The organism is Cupriavidus sp. 05N40, from assembly GCF_056397305.1.
In genome coordinates this window covers 1-16,025 of the sequence record NZ_JBFTND010000174.1, presented here as the reverse complement: position 1 = coordinate 16,025, position 16,025 = coordinate 1, and the positions used below count along the sequence as shown (strand labels likewise).

Annotated in this window: 17 protein-coding genes and 3 pseudogenes; 8 read left to right on the top strand and 12 right to left on the bottom strand. The window is 64.1% G+C overall.

The window, feature by feature from the left end; translation table 11 throughout:
* The 3 genes and pseudogenes from AC1DO7_RS30650 to AC1DO7_RS30640 form a co-directional block, all read right to left on the bottom strand.
* Nucleotides 1-201 (bottom strand): annotated as a pseudogene (locus AC1DO7_RS30650) (hypothetical protein); the annotation flags it as partial.
* A gap of 104 nt (nucleotides 202-305) precedes the next feature.
* Nucleotides 306-1,529 carry a diaminopropionate ammonia-lyase gene (locus AC1DO7_RS30645; protein ID WP_441619980.1) on the bottom strand — a complete coding sequence of 408 codons (1,224 nt, stop codon included), beginning with the start codon at nucleotides 1,527-1,529 and terminating at the stop codon, nucleotides 306-308.
* A gap of 23 nt (nucleotides 1,530-1,552) precedes the next feature.
* On the bottom strand, nucleotides 1,553-2,827 hold the full coding sequence (locus tag AC1DO7_RS30640; RefSeq protein ID WP_441619978.1) for a Zn-dependent hydrolase: 1,275 nt from the start codon (nucleotides 2,825-2,827) through the stop codon (nucleotides 1,553-1,555).
* Between the two features lie 336 nt (nucleotides 2,828-3,163).
* Between AC1DO7_RS30640 and AC1DO7_RS30635 the strand changes: the two genes are divergently transcribed.
* The 3 genes from AC1DO7_RS30635 to AC1DO7_RS30625 are packed head-to-tail and all read left to right on the top strand — an operon-like array spanning nucleotide 3,164 to nucleotide 5,401.
* Nucleotides 3,164-4,309: an AraC family transcriptional regulator gene (locus AC1DO7_RS30635; protein WP_441619976.1), complete on the top strand. Its 1,146-nt coding sequence runs from the start codon at nucleotides 3,164-3,166 to the stop codon at nucleotides 4,307-4,309.
* 2 nt (nucleotides 4,310-4,311) lie between these two features.
* Nucleotides 4,312-4,863: a Rossmann-fold NAD(P)-binding domain-containing protein gene (locus AC1DO7_RS30630; RefSeq protein ID WP_441619974.1), complete on the top strand. Its 552-nt coding sequence runs from the start codon at nucleotides 4,312-4,314 to the stop codon at nucleotides 4,861-4,863.
* Complete coding sequence (locus AC1DO7_RS30625; RefSeq protein WP_441619973.1) at nucleotides 4,814-5,401, top strand: FAD-dependent monooxygenase; 588 nt, start codon at nucleotides 4,814-4,816, stop codon at nucleotides 5,399-5,401. The genes AC1DO7_RS30630 and AC1DO7_RS30625 overlap by 50 nt, the downstream gene beginning before the upstream one ends.
* A gap of 275 nt (nucleotides 5,402-5,676) precedes the next feature.
* Here AC1DO7_RS30625 and AC1DO7_RS30620 read toward each other — a convergent pair whose 3' ends face one another.
* The 5 genes from AC1DO7_RS30620 to AC1DO7_RS30600 all read right to left on the bottom strand — a co-directional run bounded on the left by AC1DO7_RS30620 (nucleotide 5,677) and on the right by AC1DO7_RS30600 (nucleotide 10,690).
* Nucleotides 5,677-6,630 carry a tripartite tricarboxylate transporter substrate binding protein gene (locus tag AC1DO7_RS30620; protein WP_441619971.1) on the bottom strand — a complete coding sequence of 318 codons (954 nt, stop codon included), beginning with the start codon at nucleotides 6,628-6,630 and terminating at the stop codon, nucleotides 5,677-5,679.
* A 60-nt stretch (nucleotides 6,631-6,690) separates the two neighbouring features.
* The gene (locus AC1DO7_RS30615) at nucleotides 6,691-7,593 is read right to left on the bottom strand and encodes an amidohydrolase family protein (protein WP_477116932.1); all 903 of its coding nucleotides are present in this window, start codon (nucleotides 7,591-7,593) and stop codon (nucleotides 6,691-6,693) included.
* Nucleotides 7,594-7,603: 10 nt separating this feature from the next.
* Nucleotides 7,604-8,572, bottom strand: coding sequence for a Bug family tripartite tricarboxylate transporter substrate binding protein (locus AC1DO7_RS30610; protein WP_441619968.1), 969 nt, complete (start codon nucleotides 8,570-8,572; stop codon nucleotides 7,604-7,606).
* Between the two features lie 61 nt (nucleotides 8,573-8,633).
* The gene (locus AC1DO7_RS30605) at nucleotides 8,634-9,521 is read right to left on the bottom strand and encodes an isocitrate lyase/PEP mutase family protein (protein ID WP_441619966.1); all 888 of its coding nucleotides are present in this window, start codon (nucleotides 9,519-9,521) and stop codon (nucleotides 8,634-8,636) included.
* A complete protein-coding gene (locus tag AC1DO7_RS30600; protein WP_441619964.1) occupies nucleotides 9,518-10,690 on the bottom strand; it encodes a TauD/TfdA family dioxygenase in 1,173 nt (390 codons plus the stop codon). Before AC1DO7_RS30600 ends, AC1DO7_RS30605 begins: the two co-directional genes overlap by 4 nt.
* A 106-nt stretch (nucleotides 10,691-10,796) precedes the next feature.
* Between AC1DO7_RS30600 and AC1DO7_RS30595 the strand changes: the two genes are divergently transcribed.
* Nucleotides 10,797-11,696 carry a LysR family transcriptional regulator gene (locus AC1DO7_RS30595; protein ID WP_441619962.1) on the top strand — a complete coding sequence of 300 codons (900 nt, stop codon included), beginning with the start codon at nucleotides 10,797-10,799 and terminating at the stop codon, nucleotides 11,694-11,696.
* Between the two features lie 167 nt (nucleotides 11,697-11,863).
* Here AC1DO7_RS30595 and AC1DO7_RS30590 read toward each other — a convergent pair whose 3' ends face one another.
* On the bottom strand, nucleotides 11,864-12,295 hold the full coding sequence (locus AC1DO7_RS30590; RefSeq protein ID WP_441619961.1) for a hypothetical protein: 432 nt from the start codon (nucleotides 12,293-12,295) through the stop codon (nucleotides 11,864-11,866).
* Between the two features lie 179 nt (nucleotides 12,296-12,474).
* Here AC1DO7_RS30590 and AC1DO7_RS30585 point away from each other — a divergent pair.
* A pseudogene (locus AC1DO7_RS30585) lies at nucleotides 12,475-12,723 on the top strand (transposase); the annotation flags it as partial.
* Between the two features lie 241 nt (nucleotides 12,724-12,964).
* Here AC1DO7_RS30585 and AC1DO7_RS30580 read toward each other — a convergent pair.
* On the bottom strand, nucleotides 12,965-13,087 hold the full coding sequence (locus AC1DO7_RS30580; protein ID WP_441619959.1) for a hypothetical protein: 123 nt from the start codon (nucleotides 13,085-13,087) through the stop codon (nucleotides 12,965-12,967).
* A gap of 66 nt (nucleotides 13,088-13,153) precedes the next feature.
* Between AC1DO7_RS30580 and AC1DO7_RS30575 the strand changes: the two are divergent.
* The 3 genes and pseudogenes from AC1DO7_RS30575 to AC1DO7_RS30565 all read left to right on the top strand — a co-directional run.
* Nucleotides 13,154-13,336, top strand: a pseudogene (locus AC1DO7_RS30575) (LysR family transcriptional regulator); the annotation flags it as partial.
* Between the two features lie 903 nt (nucleotides 13,337-14,239).
* Nucleotides 14,240-14,524: a type II toxin-antitoxin system Phd/YefM family antitoxin gene (locus AC1DO7_RS30570; RefSeq protein ID WP_029049528.1), complete on the top strand. Its 285-nt coding sequence runs from the start codon at nucleotides 14,240-14,242 to the stop codon at nucleotides 14,522-14,524.
* On the top strand, nucleotides 14,524-14,859 hold the full coding sequence (locus tag AC1DO7_RS30565) for a type II toxin-antitoxin system RelE/ParE family toxin (protein ID WP_441619957.1): 336 nt from the start codon (nucleotides 14,524-14,526) through the stop codon (nucleotides 14,857-14,859). The genes AC1DO7_RS30570 and AC1DO7_RS30565 overlap by 1 nt, the downstream gene beginning before the upstream one ends.
* A gap of 118 nt (nucleotides 14,860-14,977) precedes the next feature.
* On the opposite strand, the gene AC1DO7_RS30560 is transcribed toward AC1DO7_RS30565, so the two are convergent.
* Nucleotides 14,978-15,313 (bottom strand): hypothetical protein, encoded by a 336-nt coding sequence (locus AC1DO7_RS30560; RefSeq protein ID WP_441619955.1) that lies wholly within the window; start codon nucleotides 15,311-15,313, stop codon nucleotides 14,978-14,980.
* A 396-nt stretch (nucleotides 15,314-15,709) separates the two neighbouring features.
* Complete coding sequence (locus AC1DO7_RS30555) at nucleotides 15,710-15,832, bottom strand: hypothetical protein (RefSeq protein ID WP_441619953.1); 123 nt, start codon at nucleotides 15,830-15,832, stop codon at nucleotides 15,710-15,712.
* Nucleotides 15,833-16,025: the final 193 nt, after the last annotated feature.

The following is a 16,025-nucleotide window of genomic DNA, read 5'->3' as shown; positions in this document are numbered from 1 at the left end:
GCCATGAAGCCATGTATTGCACCGAGGCGATGGCCTCAATCGGATGACCACAGCGCCGATGACCCAGGCCAGGATAGCGGCAGGTCCGGCGATCTTCGCCGTGTGCCAAGCACCGAACAGYCAGYCGGAGCCGATGATGGACCCGAGCCCTGTGAACATCAGGGCAATCGGCCCAATACTGCGCTTCTGTGTCGAACTCATTGCTGTCTCCATTTCGTATGGACGCACGTATCCCCGACGATGAGGAGAGCCTCATCGCCGCGGTGTGCGCTTCTTAGTGGGTGATGTGTAGGGTATCGACCGAATCAGCGCGCGAGCCAGGCGGCCTGGCGTGCGAGCACCGATTCATGCGACTCGCCCACCAGTTGCTGGTAGACGGATGGCGCCGTAGCGCCTTCGGTATTGATGAGCAGGACGCGTGAGGTTGCGTCGAGTCCTGCCTCTACGGATAGCGCTGCATTCGCGCGAAGGACGGCCAGGCCGGCCAAGCCTGCGGCACCAGATTCACCGGCGACGACTGGCATGTCACCGGTCTGCTTCCCAGCGAGCTGGTGCATTGCCGTGACCGCATCGTCGTCGGAAATCGTCATGAAGACATCCACGCTGTGCTCGAGGAAACGCCACGCGAGAGGCGACGTCTCGCCACAGGCCAGGCCCGCCATCACGGAGTCGACCGAGCCGGTGGCGTTAGCCGCCTTGCCTTGCAGCGCGCTTTGATACAGGCAATCAGCCTGAACGGGCTCGACGACAACAAACGTGGGACGACTCGCGCCAAAGAACTCCCAGAAATAGCTGGCAATGCCGGCGGCCAGTCCGCCCACACCGCCCTGCAGGAAGACATGCGAGTATGGGGACGGCTGGCCAGGCGCGACTCCTGCCTGCGTCATGATTTCTGCGGCGATGGCGCCGTATCCCTGCATCACGTCACGCGGGATGTCCAGGTAGCCCTCGTAGGAGGTGTCGGAGACGACAGTCCAGTGGTTGGCTGCAGCCAGACGGGCCGCTTCTTCGACGGATTCATCGTAGTTGCCAGCGATTCGCACGATGGTTGCGCCGTATGCCGCGATGGCATCTTCGCGCTCCTGGCTGACATTGGCGTGCAGCACAATCACGCATTGGCAGCCGAAGGACCTGGCCGCAGACGCGAGGGCGCGACCGTGGTTGCCATCAGTCGCACTGATGACCGTGAAGTCCTTCAGCAGGTCTGCATACTTTCCGTCAATCAGCGCCAGCGGCTCCAGGTGCCGCTCTGGGTAGATGCGGAGAATCAGCCGAACCAGGGCAATCGGCGCACCCAGCGCCTTGAAGCTGCCCAGCGGCGAGCGAACCGATTCGTCCTTCGCGCTCAATTGGGCGATGTTCAGGCTGGCGGCAAGCTTGGGGAGGTCGCGCAGCGGCGTGGGGCCGGCGTTCAGTTGGTCCCAGCGAGAGAGCCAGGTGCGGCTGCGCTCGGCTTGCTCGATGCTCATGATGTCTTTGAGCTCGGCGGGATACGCGGTCCGGCGGGCATGCGAATTCTTGGTCAGCATAGGTACTCCGATGGGATGGAAGTTCAGGCCTGAGCTTGGCCGAGGCGATTGAGCACGACGTCGAGCAGTACTTCAGCACCCATAACAAGCTGATCGTCGTCGGTGTGCTCGCGCGGGTTATGGCTGATGCCACCCTTGCTAGGCACGAAAATCATCGCTGCAGGCGCGATGCGGGCGATCATCTGAGCGTCGTGGCCGGCGCCGGAAGTCATGCGCCGGTGAGTCAAGCCAAAGCGGTTTGCCGAAGCTTCGATGCAATCCACGAGGCTGGCATCGAAGGCGACAGGTTCAAAGCGTGCCAACCGCTCGGTGGTGACTTTTACACCCTCCTGTTGGGCCACCTTTTCGAGGAATTCGGCGAAGCGCTGCTCGGCCAGCTTCAAGCGCTCCTCGTCCGCGTCGCGGAGGTCTACTGTGATCGTGGCGCGGCGCGGGATAACGTTGATGACGTTCGGTTGGACGCTCAGGCAGCCCGCGGTTGCCAGTGTTGTGCCACCAGAGTCGCGCGCCAGTTCGCGCAGGAACGTCACCATGGATGCCGCCACGAATCTGGCGTCGTGCCTTAGGTGCGTCGGCGTCGTGCCGGCGTGGTTGGCATTGCCCTGGATGGTCACCTGCTGCCATGAGATGCCTTGCAGGCTTTCGACCACGCCAATCTGGATACCTTCCGCTTCCAGAATGGGGCCCTGCTCGATGTGGAGCTCGACGTATTCGTGTGGGACGATGGCACCCGGCTCCAGGTTGCCGGCATAGCCGATGCGCACCAGCTCGTCGCCGAGGCGCGTGCCGTCCGTGCCAATGGTGTTCAATGCCTCGTCGACCGAAAGGCCGCCTGCGTAGACGAGCGACCCCATCATGTCCGGCTGATAGCGGATGCCTTCCTCATTGGTGAAGGCACCAATCAGGATGGTGCGGGCCGGTGCGACGCCGGATTGCCGATAGGCCCGCGCCACGGCCAGGCCCGCCAGCACGCCGTAGCAGCCATCCAGGGCGCCGGCATTCGTCACGCTGTCGATGTGCGAGCCCATCATCAGCGGAGTCTGGGCGCCGTCATCGGTTGGCGAACGAAGGACACCAAACACGTTGCCGATACGGTCTACGACGACCTCCAGTGCCAGTTCGTGCATCCAGCGGGCAACCAGGTCCCGTCCCGCCTTCTCGTCGTCGGTAAGTGCGATGCGAGTCCGACCACCAGCCTCGCTGTCGGCGCCAATTTCCCCGAGTTCCTTTAGCTGGCGCAGCAATGTGGCACCATCAAGGTGAAGGCGGCGCGGCTTCGGTGTGGTGGTGTTAGACATTCAACGTCTCCAATCCCATGACATTCGTTGTCCAGCGGGCCACTGGGCGCACCGGAATGTCTGCAATGTTAGAGCGTTGCTGCGCAACAGCGTCCCACTTTGCCAGACCCATACGCAACAACCTTGCGTAGTTGGGAAGCAAATCGCAGTGATGCTCTGCTGAAAGGCTCAAGGGCGCGTAGCGGCAGGTCTCTGGCCGCTTCGCCGCTCATTTCGGCCATCGGTAGGAAGCACGGCGAATGACGCAAAAGGGGTCGGCAACCGCCAATGACCGCAGTCGGTCATCGAATACGCTGAGCTAGAATCCCACATCCCTCGCGCCCCATTCTCCCGACGATGAATCCCGGACCGCATGACGTCCTGAGCCGTATCCTTTCCGCATGCAAGGCCGAACGCGCCGTGACGGCAAGTTTCCGGCTCCACGCACCGTGGGCGTTGTACTCGGCCGGCACCGAGGGCGCGCTGATCCGCATGTGTACCGGGCACGGGTACTGGATCTGCGCCGATAGTGGCACGCCTGTCGAGATTGGTCCGCGCGATATCGTCATGCTGCCGCGCGGCACGCCGCATACGGTGTCATCGAAACGGGACCCCGGTGATGGCGTCATGCCCTTCGCCGATCTGCTGAAGGCGCACATGATCGGCCGCCATGGCGGCCATCCGATCGAACTGACATATGGCGCAGACGGCACGGGCACCGCGGACGTCCCACCCACGCAACTGTTCTCCCTTCACCTGTGGATGCCCACGCTTGACGTGGGCGCTATCCCAGCGGAATTGCCAACGCTGATCGTGCTGCGTGCCGACGAGCTTCCGCTGGCGCACACGCTGGCAAACACGATGGAACTGCTGGTGCAGGACTCGCTGTCTCAGCGTCCGGGCTGGCAATTGTCCGCGGCACGCATGGGCGACCTGCTGCTCGTGCATATCCTGGGCGAGTATCTGCGCACGCCCGCCGCCGCGCGCCAGGGCACGCCGAACGTCCTCGACGACCCCGGCATTGCGCGTGCGGTTGCGGCCATGCACGAGGCGCCGCAACAGGACTGGAGCATCGGCCAGCTCGCCGCCGTGGCATACCTGTCGCGCACGGTGTTCGCCGAGCGCTTTTGTGCGCTGCTGGGCGTGCCGCCGATGCAGTACCTGAGTGCATTTCGCATGAACCTGGCCGCCGAACGGCTGCGCCAGCCGCATGTACGGATCGCCGAGGTCGCCGAAGCGACGGGCTATGCCCAGCAATGCCACCTCCTTGTTTGCCAGCGAGGGCGATTGAGGGGAATTATTGGGCGGTGGCCATGCTGTGCTCAACCTCCGGAACGCCGGATTCGGGCACTGATCGTCCGGATCTGCAGCGTGTGGCCGCGCGGAGGCGTCAGGGCGCCGATGCGTCGCGCCGATATTGGGTGGGCGATACGCCAATCCAGCGTTGGAACGCGCGTGAGAATGCTTTCTCGGATGCACTGGCACAGGCTGGTGTGCGGGTGACGATGCTAGAGAAGCAGCAGGAATGGCGATTCCAAAGTTCCGGCATCTTTATCTATCACAACGGACTTGCGGCGCTCGGCAGCCTCGGGGTACTGCCGGAGATCGTGTCGAGTGGCTTTGCCATTGCCGATGGCCGGAATATCTACCTGGACGAGCGCGGCCAACCGATCACCGAAACTTTCTATCCGTCCCGTCATCCGGACATTGCGCCGATCGTCGGTATTCGCCGGGCCGAAATGCACCGCATCTTCGCTAGCCGACTCGATGCGCTGCGCGTCGATATCCGCTTGGGCACCACCGCTGTCCGGATCGACCAGAAAACGGCAGAGCACGTCACCGTTGCACTCTCCGATGGCACCTCGGGCCAATACGATCTTGTGGTCGGGGCGGAAGGCATTCGCTCGGAGATCCGCCGCCTGGTCGCAGGCCCGCTGGAAGGTCTATACCGGACTCGGCGTCTGGCGCAGCGTGCACAGGCGACCGAAGGACCTCCTCGAAAAAATCATGATGATGGGTACCGGCAAGCGGCTCGGCATCATGCCGATCAGCGATGACCAACTGTACTTGTTCGGCACGCTGCCTGAGCCCGCCGGGCAATGGTATGAGCGGACCGATTGGCCGGCGCTGATGCAAGCCCGTTTTGCGGAGTTCGGCGGCCCGGCGCGCCAGTTCCTGGACGCGCTCTCTGCCGACGCCGAAGTGCTCTACACCGCCGTGGAGGAGGTCGCTGCCCCGCTGCCCTGGCACCGTGGCCGTGTAATCATGATCGGTGACGCTGCGCACGCCTCAACACCCTTCATGGGACAAGGCGGCGCGATGGCACTCGAAGATGCGGTGCTGCTGGCGGAGATGCTGTCGCGCGACGTCGACGTGGAGGCCACGCTGCGAGCCTTCGGTGAGGCACGCTATCCCCTATGCAAGTTTGTGCAGGACACCTCGCGTAAAGTCGGCGAGGCCGGGGCACAGGAAGACGCGGCCATCCTGGGGGCGCGCAACGAGACGATGCGGCGCACCGCACAGCGGCCGGTGGACGAATTCTACGCGCGRATGGATGCGCTACGCAGTCAATTGCCCTCGGCGCAGTGCGTCTGACAGAGGGGTACAGCCGCACCTCCCCGCGCAGACTCGAGCTTGCTGTCGTCCTCGCGATGGTGGCCGACGAATTCGATCACCCCGTCGAGGTCACGCATATCTCAGATGCATGCCTACTCCCCAGTCGCTAGCGCAGGCGCAGCAAGAAGGCACCGCTGCCCGAACGGTGGGACAGGTGGGGCGCTGCGAGCGACTGAGGGGCCGAATGGGCGCGCACGTCCCGTTTCCTTGGGGGACCGCGCCGTGATCCGGCGCAGCCCCGTTTCCTTCCGCGCTTAGCCCATGTGTGCGCCGGTGACGGCAACCACCTTGGCCCAGCGCGCGATCTCGCCTTGCAGGAACTGCGTGAACTGGGCGGCGTCGTTGCCCACCGGCGTCAGGCCTTCGCCGGCCAGCCGCTTGCGCATCGCCGGCGACGCCACCGCGGCACGTACCGATTTCTCGAGTTGCGCCACCAGGTCCGCCGGCATGCCGGCAGGGCCAAGCAAGCCATACCACGAGCTATATTCGAAGTTCGGCACCACGTCGGCAATCGGAGCCAACTGCGGGAACGCGGGCAGCCGCTTCAGGCTGCTGACCCCCAGCCCCTTGACCTTGCCGGCCTGCAACAGCGGCTGCACCGTGGCCACATTGCCCAGCAGCAGGTCCGCCTGGCTGGCCACCACGTCAGCCACGGCGGGTGCCGCGCCCTTGTAGGGCACGCTGACGAGATCGATGCCGGCCTCGTGCTTGAGCATCTCGCCAGCCAGGTGGTTGGCGCTGCCAATGCCGGCCACGGCAATGCTGAGCTTGCCGGGCCTGGACTTGGCCAGCGCAATCAGCTCGCGCACATTCTTCACCTCCAGGTCAGGCCGCGACACCAGCAGCAGCGGCGAGGTGGCAATCAACGAGATCGGCGTGAAGTCCTTGAGCGGATCGAATGGCTTCTTGTCGAACAGCGCCGGATTGATCGCATGGCTGGTGTAGCAGAGTAGCAGCGTGCTGCCGTCCGGATCGGCCTTGGCTACCGCCGTGGCGGCGATATTGCCGGCCGCGCCACCGCGGTTCTCGACGATGAAGGCATGCTTGCTGCGTTGTTCCAGTTCGGCGGCCAGCGCGCGCGCCACCAGGTCGGTGCCGCCGCCCGGCGTCGCGCCGACCAGCAGTTTGGTGACTGCTGGCGCGGCGCGCAGGCTGGCGGGCAGCATCGCACCGGCGGCCAGCAGGGCGAGGAAGTCGCGTCGTTGCATGGTTTGTCTCCGTTTCTCTCGTTATCGTCTTGCGATTGGGGGATCGCTTGTGCGCGCGGTTCAGTCAGGAAATCCGTACAGCAGGGCCGGGTTGTCCACCAGGATGCGGCGGCGGACATTGGCGTCCGGCACCCAGCCGGTGAATTCATCGATCAGCGCACCGTCGTCGGGCACCTGCTGCGGCGCATTGAGCGCCGGATGCGGCCAGTTAGTGCCGAACAGCAGGCGGTCAGGCCGGGTCTCGACCAGCGCGGCGACGATCGGGGCCATGTCGGCATGCCCCGGGCCGGCGTCGGAGCGGCGATACCAGCTCGAGATCTTGGTCCAGCAGTCGTCGCGCTCGCGCAGCAGCCGCAGCATGGCCTGGAAACCACGGTTGCCCGGGCCCTCCGCGCCACGCACGCAGCCCATGTGATCGAACACCAGCGGCACCGGCAGCCGCATCAGCTGCGGCTCCAGTTCGGCGATCTCGTCGGCATGCAGCACATGCACCTGCACGTGCCAGCCGAATGGGCGGATCCGTTCGGCGAAATGGGCGATGGCCTGGGTCCCGCCATAGCCTTTCACATGCGTGGAGACGCGAACGCCCCRCATGCCGCCGGCATGCAGGGCCTCGATCTCAGCCGGGGTAATGTCGGGATGGAGCCCGGCCACGCCGCGCGCCCGCTGCTGGCCGATCGCCGGGATGACGTCCAGCGTAAGCCGGTTGTCGGCGCCGTAGACGCTGGCGCTGACCTGCACCGTGCGCGTCAGGCCGACCAGCCGGCACATCGCGAGGTATTGATTCAGCGTGGCGGGCGCGGGCGTGTACGAGCGCTGCGCCACCAGCGGATAGATGCGCGGATCGTCGTAGACGTGGCAGTGGCAGTCGGTTGACCCGGGCGGCAGCACCAGCGCAGGGCGCGATACCTGCACGCGCGGTGGCAGGCAGACCGGCGGCTGCGTGTCGATTGTCTCGGTCATACAGCCCCTCCTAGTTCGACACGGTGATATGGGCGTCGCCGATCACCTGGCTCCATTTGGCAGTCTCCTGCCGCAGCGTCTTGTCGAAGTCCGCAGGCGGGCCAGCCTGCACGTCGGCGCCAAGCTCACGGAACTGCCTGGCCGTACTGTCGCGCGCCAGCGTCTTCTGCAGCGCCGCGTTGACCCGTGCCAGCACTTCCGGCGGCGTGCCCTTGGGGAACATCAGTCCGGTGGTGGTGGCGGCCTCGAAGCCGGGCAGGCCGGCTTCGGCCAGCGTGGGCAGGTCCGGCATCAGCGAAGAGCGTTGCGCGGTGGTCACGCCCAGCGCCTTGAGCTTGCCGGCGCGGATCTGTGTCAGGGTGGAGGCGAGCTGGTCGAAGGTCAGGTCGACGTGGCCGCCGAGCAGGTCGGCCACCGCGAGGCTGCTGCCCTTGTAGGGCACGTGCAGCAGTTTTGTGCCGCTCTGCTTCTGGAAGTATTCACCGGTCAGGTGCGCGGCGGTGCCAACACCGGCAGTCGCCAGCGTCAGCTTGCCAGGCCGCGAGCGCGCATAGGCGATGAAGCCGGCCAGCGTGGTGGCCGGCACCTTGGGGCTGACTACCAGCACCAGCGGTGCGCGCGCAATCGGGCCTGCCGAAACCAGGTCGCGCTCGGGTGTCAGCGTGGCGGCGGGATTCAAGGCCTTGAGCGGAGCCAGCGCACCGGTGGACGCGAGCAGCGCGGTGTAGCCGTCGGGCGCGGCGCGCGACACCGATTCCGCGCCGACCAGGCCGGCGGCGCCGGCGCGGTTCTCCACCACCACGGTCTGGCCGAGCGATTCGGACAGGCCGGCGGCGACGATGCGCGCAGTGGCGTCGATATTGCCGCCGGGCGGGAACGGCACGACCAGCTTGATGGGCTTGTCAGGGTAGGCGGCGGCCGCGGTGGCGGCGACCGCACAGAGCATGGCGCCAAGGAAAGCGTGCAGGCGGTTGGTCATATTGTCTCCCCCAATGTCGTTCTGGGTCTGGTAATGGGTGCGGCGGGACGGCCCGGATGGGTCAGTCGTCCTCCGCATAGCGGCGGCCGGCATCGAGTAGTTGAGGCGTGCCGATCAGCCGGTTCAGTGCGTCGAAGTCGTTCATTTCCTCCATGAAGGCGCGCGTGCTGCCGTCGGCCCTGAGCCCGGCGAAGTAGCGCTGCAACTGGTGCGAGGCGAAGCGCACGGTGCCGCCCGGGTATATGACGATGCGGTACCCGCGCTCGCCCAGCTCCGACGCGCTCTGGATCGGCGTCTTGCCGCCCTCGACCATATTGGCCAGCATCGGCACGCGCGCGGCGAAGCGGCCGCAGACGCTGTCCATATCGCCGGCCGACACCACGGCTTCGATGAAGAGCGCATCCACGCCGCAGGCGAGGTAGGCCTCGGCGCGTTCGATGGCGGCGTCCAGGCCTTCTACGGCGACCGCGTCGGTGCGCGCGAGGATCAGCGTGCCTTCATCATGGCGCGCGTCCAGCGCGGCCCGCAGCTTGCCGCACATTTCACGCACCGGCACCAGCGACTTGCCGGCCAGATGGCCGCAGCGCTTGGGAAAACCCTGGTCTTCCAGTTGGATCATCGCGGCGCCGGCGCGTTCGAAGGCGCGCACGGTGCGTTGCGTATTGAGCGCGTTGCCGTAGCCGGTGTCACCGTCCACGATCACCGGCAGCGACACGCGATCGGTGATGCGCGCCAGCACGTCTGCGGTCTCGGTGGCGGTGGTCAGGCCGACGTCGGAACGGCCCAGGAGGGTGTAGGCGACGGCGCCACCCGACAGATACAGCGCCTCGAAACCGGCCTGCTCGGCCAGCAGTGCGCTGAGCGCATCGTAGACCCCCGGCGCCAGCACCGGCTCGCGCCGGCGCAGGCGCTCCTTCAGCGAAGGCACAGGCTTGGCGGCGGCGTTCATGCGGCAGCTGCCTCGGATGCGCTGGCACCCTGCCCGGCCAGGATGCGTGCCATGTCTTCCTGAATCAGTTGCGGACGCCAGGTTTCGAACAGCATGCCGAGCGCGGCCGCCTGACGTTTCTCGTAATCCAGGAAGGCCTGCGTGATGGCGCTGCCACGCACGCCGCCGCGCACCGATCCGGCACGCACGTCGCCGTAGTACTCCTTCCAGTCCTCGGGCAGCGGTTGCGAGCCCGGCACGGCCAGCCACAGGCGGAACAGGTGACGCTTGCGGTCCGGCTCGTCATGGTCTTCGAACGGCGTGCGCGAATGCAGCGTGACGTAGTTGTTCAGCAGCTGCATGTCGCCTTGTTCCAGCTCCATGGTGAAGCAGAGCTCGTCGCTGGGCATCAGTTCGTCGAGCAGGTCCAGCGCCTCGACCTGTGCCGGCGTCAGGCGCGGCAGTTCCGGGAAGTCGCGCTGGGCAGCGACGGTGTTCTTGCGGTTGGTGCGCGCCGAGAAGAATTCAGGATGGCTGCCGAAGATCGCGCAGCGGTAGTACGGTGGCTGCGACGGATCCTGTGTGCTCTGGTAGCTGTGGAAGAACGGGCCCTTGAGCACCGGGATCAGGTCGGGGCGGCGCCGCTGCACTGCCTCATACAGTGCAATCGAGCTGATCACCTTGCTGGTGCCGCCGGACCTGGCCGTGCGGCGGCACAGCAGGCCCACCACATCGCAGGAGTCCTGGTGGAAGTCGAGCCCGGCATTGGTGTTATAGCCGCGACCGCCCTTGACCTTGTACTCGCCGCCCTCATTGCGCACGTCGTTCATGAACTGGCTGGCGCGGTTCTGCGTGCGGCCCACGCCCATGTAGAGGCTCATGCCCCAATAGGCCAGGCGCGCTTCTTCCTCGTTCCACTCGTCGACGGGGAAACCCTTGACCAGGCACATGCCCCAGCCGCCCTGCGTGATGTCGATGGCCCGCTCGAGCACGCCGCGCGCGGCCTCGTTCAGCGGGAAGTCGGCCTGTTCCATGTCCAGCAGCGGCTTGCCCAGCGCCCTGGCATGGTCGAGCGCGTCGCGCATGCCCTGGATCTCGGCCTCGGTCATGCGCAGGATCCAGCTACGGTCTTCGCGGGCCTGGCGGGCGGTCCAGGGCAGAGGGCGTTGGGATGTGGCGATGGCTGACATGTCTGGGGTCTCCTCCGTTTGTGTGCGTGACGTTGGAAGCCAGTCTATCGATGTCGCCTATCATTAGAAAAGCGAACATATTTGAGTTTCTTCGTAAGAGTTTTTGATGAAGATTGAGACCTTCCATACCCTTGAGGCGGTGCTGCAGACTGGCACCTTTGCGGGCGCAGCCCGCCAGGCCAACGTCACGCCAAGCGCCGTCAGCATGCAGATGAAGCAGCTCGAGCTGTATCTGGGCAAGCCGCTGTTCGATCGCTCCGGGCTGCAGGCGCGGCCGAACCAGCTTGCCCACGAGGTGGCCGACACCCTGCGCCAGGCGCTGCAAGGCCTTGAGGCGTTGCGGGCCGGCGGCGGGCTCGTGGTGGAAGGCGTGGTGCGGCTGGGGGTCATCGAATCGCTGCAGCCGATCGTGCTGCCCGGCATCGTGCGCTATGTCCGGGAGCGCCATCCCCGGCTCGAACTGCGCCTGGTGCGCGGGCGCAGCAGCACGCTCACGGCCTCGGTCAAGGCCGGGGATATCGATGCAGCACTGGTGGCGCAACCGCCATCGGGCGGCTCGGCCCGGCTGCGCTGGACGCCAATGTTGCGGCGCGAGCTGGTGATGATTGCACCGCCCGGCGCGACCGAGACCAACGTGGCGTCCCTGTTCCGCCTGTACGACTGGATCCGCTATGACCGCAATACCGTCTCGGGCGCGATGGCGGCGCAATTCGTGCATGCGCACGTGTCCGAGATCCGCGGCACCCTGGAATTCGACAGTGCGCCGGCCATCGTGGCAATGGTCAGCGGGGGGCTGGGGGTGTCGATCCTGCAGGGCCCCGATCCCACGCTGGTGCAGAACTACCCCGTGCGCCTGGTACGGCTGGGCCGCGCGGCGCCGGTGCTGACCTTGTCGATGGTGACGCGCAAGGGCGATGACGATAACCGCTCGGTGGAGGCGGTGCGCGATGCGATGCGGCTGACGCTGGGTGCCTACCAGCGCCAGCAGGTGGCCGGGCGGCACTGAGGCGCGCCGGGACCCGTCTCATGAATGTCCGCTTAGGGTCCCCGCCATTTCGACAGGTCTACCGCGCGTTCAGCCGCTTTTCTGACAAGGCGTCGAGTCGGATCACGAGATCGACGCCGCTTTCCATGAAATCGATCGGTAGTCCGCCCCGTCGAACTTCCGCCAGGTCACCCAAGCATCCGCAACAGATCGGTGTATGAGACCAGCTTGCGTTTCTCATTGGAAAGCGTCTTTCGTTTGGGCGCCGGGCGGGTTGGTTGGCCGCGCTCAAACTTGGCGGCGGCGCGAGCGCCCTCGCGCGCGTAGGTCCGCGCGGCCTTGGCTTCCGCCTTCAGGCGTTCGGCTTCTAGCCGCGCAGCAGCGCGTTCCTCCCGGACAACATCCTGCACGGCCGACATGATTTCGGCTCTTAGCAGATCGCGCCTTTGCTTGGCAGCGGCACGGGCAGCCTGCAATTGCTCTTTCCTCTGCCGCAGCCAGTCTTTCCGGTTGACCGGTGCAGGCCTGGCCTCTGGCGGCACGCTCAGGCGCAAAGCCCTGCTGATTGCAACTCTCTCGGTCCGCAGCGTCCGCCGCGTTTCCTGCTTCGCATCACTCACGCTGCATCACTCCCAGCATCACATAGATGCGGTCCATGCGTCACCAGTTGAAGTCCATGAACTCACCCGGCCAACCTTACCATAGGACGCCATTTCGGGCTTGGATGACGGAGGCTAGACATCGGCAAACCGCGGCGACCGGCGGTTCCCGGCCTCGGCCATTCGTCCGCCGAGCTTCCGATGATCAAATCAAGGTCTTGATCGGCATAGGGGGCGGCGGCTACCCGCCGAAGGTGGCGCTGTCGAATCTCGTCGCGTCGCTGAAGGGCGTGTCATCACGTATGCTCCGACAGCAGTTTGGAGACTTTCATCTGTGGCTGAAGCGGCGGGGCGTGTTGTGGTCGCCTTCCTATATCGCGTCATCGTGCGGCGGTGCGCCGATAGATATCCTTCGGCAATACATTGAGGAACAGCAAGCGCCCTACTAGGACGCCTGCGGCGTCCGTGCTCTCGACACCGGACTAAACTCCGGGGCTTCCCGCACATCTGGTGAGCGGTCACGGGCCTGAAAAGTGAGGGCGCAACTGGTTCTAGTATTTCCCCCTCAACATCGCGCCGTGCCATCCAAGTTACGTTAAAATCACTTAAATGCGCGCCATTGGACAGGCGCAATCATTCGCTTGGCGTTGTCTGCCGTGTTTGCACGGCGGCGGCGCAGAAACATGCTCATCAGCGCGCGAAATCTCCGGTTTGCGACAGGTCTGCTCGCTTATCCAGCAGCGATTCCCACGGTACGCCAGCGTCCCAGCGCTCCACCAACAGATCGATGAAGGCCCGGATGCGTGGGGACATGTGTCGCTTGCTGGGATAAAGCACACGGATAGGGTCGGGTTGGGGACGATAATCCTCCAACACCTCCACCGCGTTGCGTCTTTGCTGGAAAGTGGCGAACTTGTGGAGAAGATGACGACCGATCCGCGCGAGCCGACCGTGTCGTATGTCGCGTGGCGCAGTGATCGAGAAGGACGCGCACTGCAGTGGTGGCTGGAGAAGTTGCGGCAGCCCCGATTTGCCGGGCGCTTGCTGCGCGGGACGGCATGACAGGCGCAACAACGATAGTGATGCGATATTCTGGACCGGCGGCTGACAAACACCGCGCGGAATGGCTGAAACCGGTCTTATGACGCCAGTCGTCAGCGCAGAGCGAGACTCCCGCGCACCAGGTACGCGTGACGTCTGCTCATCCCCAATAACTTCACTACGGCGTGATATTCCCGGCACGGGCTATCGCCTTGTTCGCTTCGATGCCCTCGTTCACAGCGGCGGCGAAATCTCGGCCGAACAAATTACCAGGCGTGGAGGACTGCTGCTCGCGCGCGTCACGACGCGCCAGTAGCCATCGAAGTGCTTAAGCGGCACATTTCCAGCCGGTCGCGGCGCGCCCGCGAGAAACCAACGCGAAATCTGCCGCTAATTGGGAGTGAGCGGGCGGCATATTTTCACCGCGCAGTTGAGACGCGGAAATCGCTAACGCTTTCGAGTAGCGAGGCGAGGTGACGAATCGTCGACTCAGCCTGCCGACCAGACACCAGTTGGACGTTGATCGGCATGCCTTCTCGGCTGGTGGCCGAACCGGATAGACAAGCCCGGAAGACCCGTCACGTTCCATTACGAAAGATCGGTCGCTTTGTCGATAACGAGCCTGTACTGGAACGAAGCGCCGGTGAGCGGTCGCTTGCAGGCCAATCCAACATTGGAACGTAGGCTCAATGACTCATGTGGCTCGGACACGGCGGGTCGCCGTCTATATCGCCGCTCCCCCAGCGGTAGGCGTTACAGCAGTGTCCGGACAACTTCCTGCGGAATGTACTGAGCGCGCAGTCGCCTTCCGAGATCATGGTCGCCCTCGGTTGCGCGGCAGGGTACAGGGGGGCGGGCGAAGTTGACGGAAGACTGTTAATGGACTATATTCGGTCTACCCATGCCATCCACAGGAGCCGTGCGATGCGAATCGCCGATCACGTCAAGCCGATCAGCTATCTCAAGAGTGAAGCCGCACAGATCGTCAAGGACCTCGCTGAATCCGGTGAACCGTTAATCATCACCCAAAACGGCGAAGCCAAGCTTGTTGTCCAAGACGTACGCAGCTACGAATCCGACCGGCAGACATTGGCCCTGCTGAAGATCCTGGCCCTTGGGCAAAAGCAGATCGAGCAGGAAAAGTTTTCCGACATCGATGATGTGTTCGCAGAACTGGACGAACTGGACCGACAAGAGAAGCGGCGCTGATGGCCTCCAAATTGCTGCGGGCGAAGCTTCTCGACAGCGGTAAAGCCGAACTGAGGCGGGTGCGCCGCTACGTTGTGGACGCATTTGGAATGACCGTCTGGGAAGACTCATATGCTCAGATCCAGGCGTCCATAACTCGCATCCGGGAGTTTCCGGAATTCGGTCACATTGTCGATGAACTCAGTGGGCTAACCGCGAACAGGTTCCGCGAAGTGCATTGCGGAAAGAATCGAATTATCTATGAAGTCAGGGACGACACCATTTATGTGCACTTGATCATAGATCAGCGTCGGGATCTAACTGCCCTGCTGCAAAAGATCATCCTGCATGTGTGAGAAGAGACGATCGGCGTCGCGATCGGTTGGTATGGATTATTTTCCCTGAGTCGAAGGCTCACCGCTACAGAACGGTGAGGCTCTCTTTTTCAACTAGCCAAGGCAAAGGCCAATCACCCTAGTTGGGCCGGTCGAAAAACGACGAATTTAGTGGGGCTTTCAACAGGACGGGGCCGATTGGGCGCGACAGAAGCGTCGCCACGGCGCCGCCCACATGCCAGCCATCCATCTCGGACTCGTAGTGGTTATGCACCAGTCGATCCAGGCATAGCACTTCCACGCCGTCGGCGTTCACCGTGCCAAGCACTTTGGCTACCGTCAACCGACAGCTGCTGCCCTTGCGCTTTACCATCACAATGCCGTCTCCAACGGTGATGGCGTATTCGCCGACTTTCACCGGGAAGAAATGACCGTCAAAAAGCTGACCTGAACCGCGCCTTTCTCGACGTGGCATTCGGCGAGATTCGTCGCCAGATCGAACAAGAGCGTGTGGTATGGGACAACGCTAGTGACGGCGGATCGCTTCTTTCCTAGCTCAAAGCGTTGCCCATGCTGCGGTGAGGTAAATTCGGCTTTGGCGCTAAAGGATCGAGAGGCTTCGGCCTGGGAAATGCGTACCCGTTTCTGCGAGGTCACGGAAGTGTGCTCGCGGTCCGAGCCTGCCGCACCAGCAGGGTGTTCATCACCGAATACCAGGGAAGGCCGCCTGCATCGTGAGAAAGAAGTAGTGGTCATCCTGGAAGCCGTAGGCCACGCGCTTGACCACCTTGATCCGGTCTCGAGCTCGCAGGCTGTATTCATATTCATGACCGCTGCACGTAGCCGGGCACATCCGTCAGGGCCGCGCCGATCAAAGAATTGGGCGGATGTCCTCGCGCGAACGCCCATGCTCCACCCACAGCACCCGCTTGCTCGACCGCTCGCCAATGACCGTGGCGTAGCGGCGTCCATTCTGAATGGCAAACTCGTGCATGGCGAGAACCGTGACGCCGCTCAGGTCCGCCGGCCCCAGTTCCTACTCGAAGTGGCGCTGGTCATGAAGAGAGTCTCTTCAGAACCCTTTTCACCACCGGGAATTACCGTGCTCAGATGTGGCAAGCACTGTGCCTAGACGAAACAACGTGGAGCTTGGAAATCGATTACGCCACGGACAATCTCGCGCATCG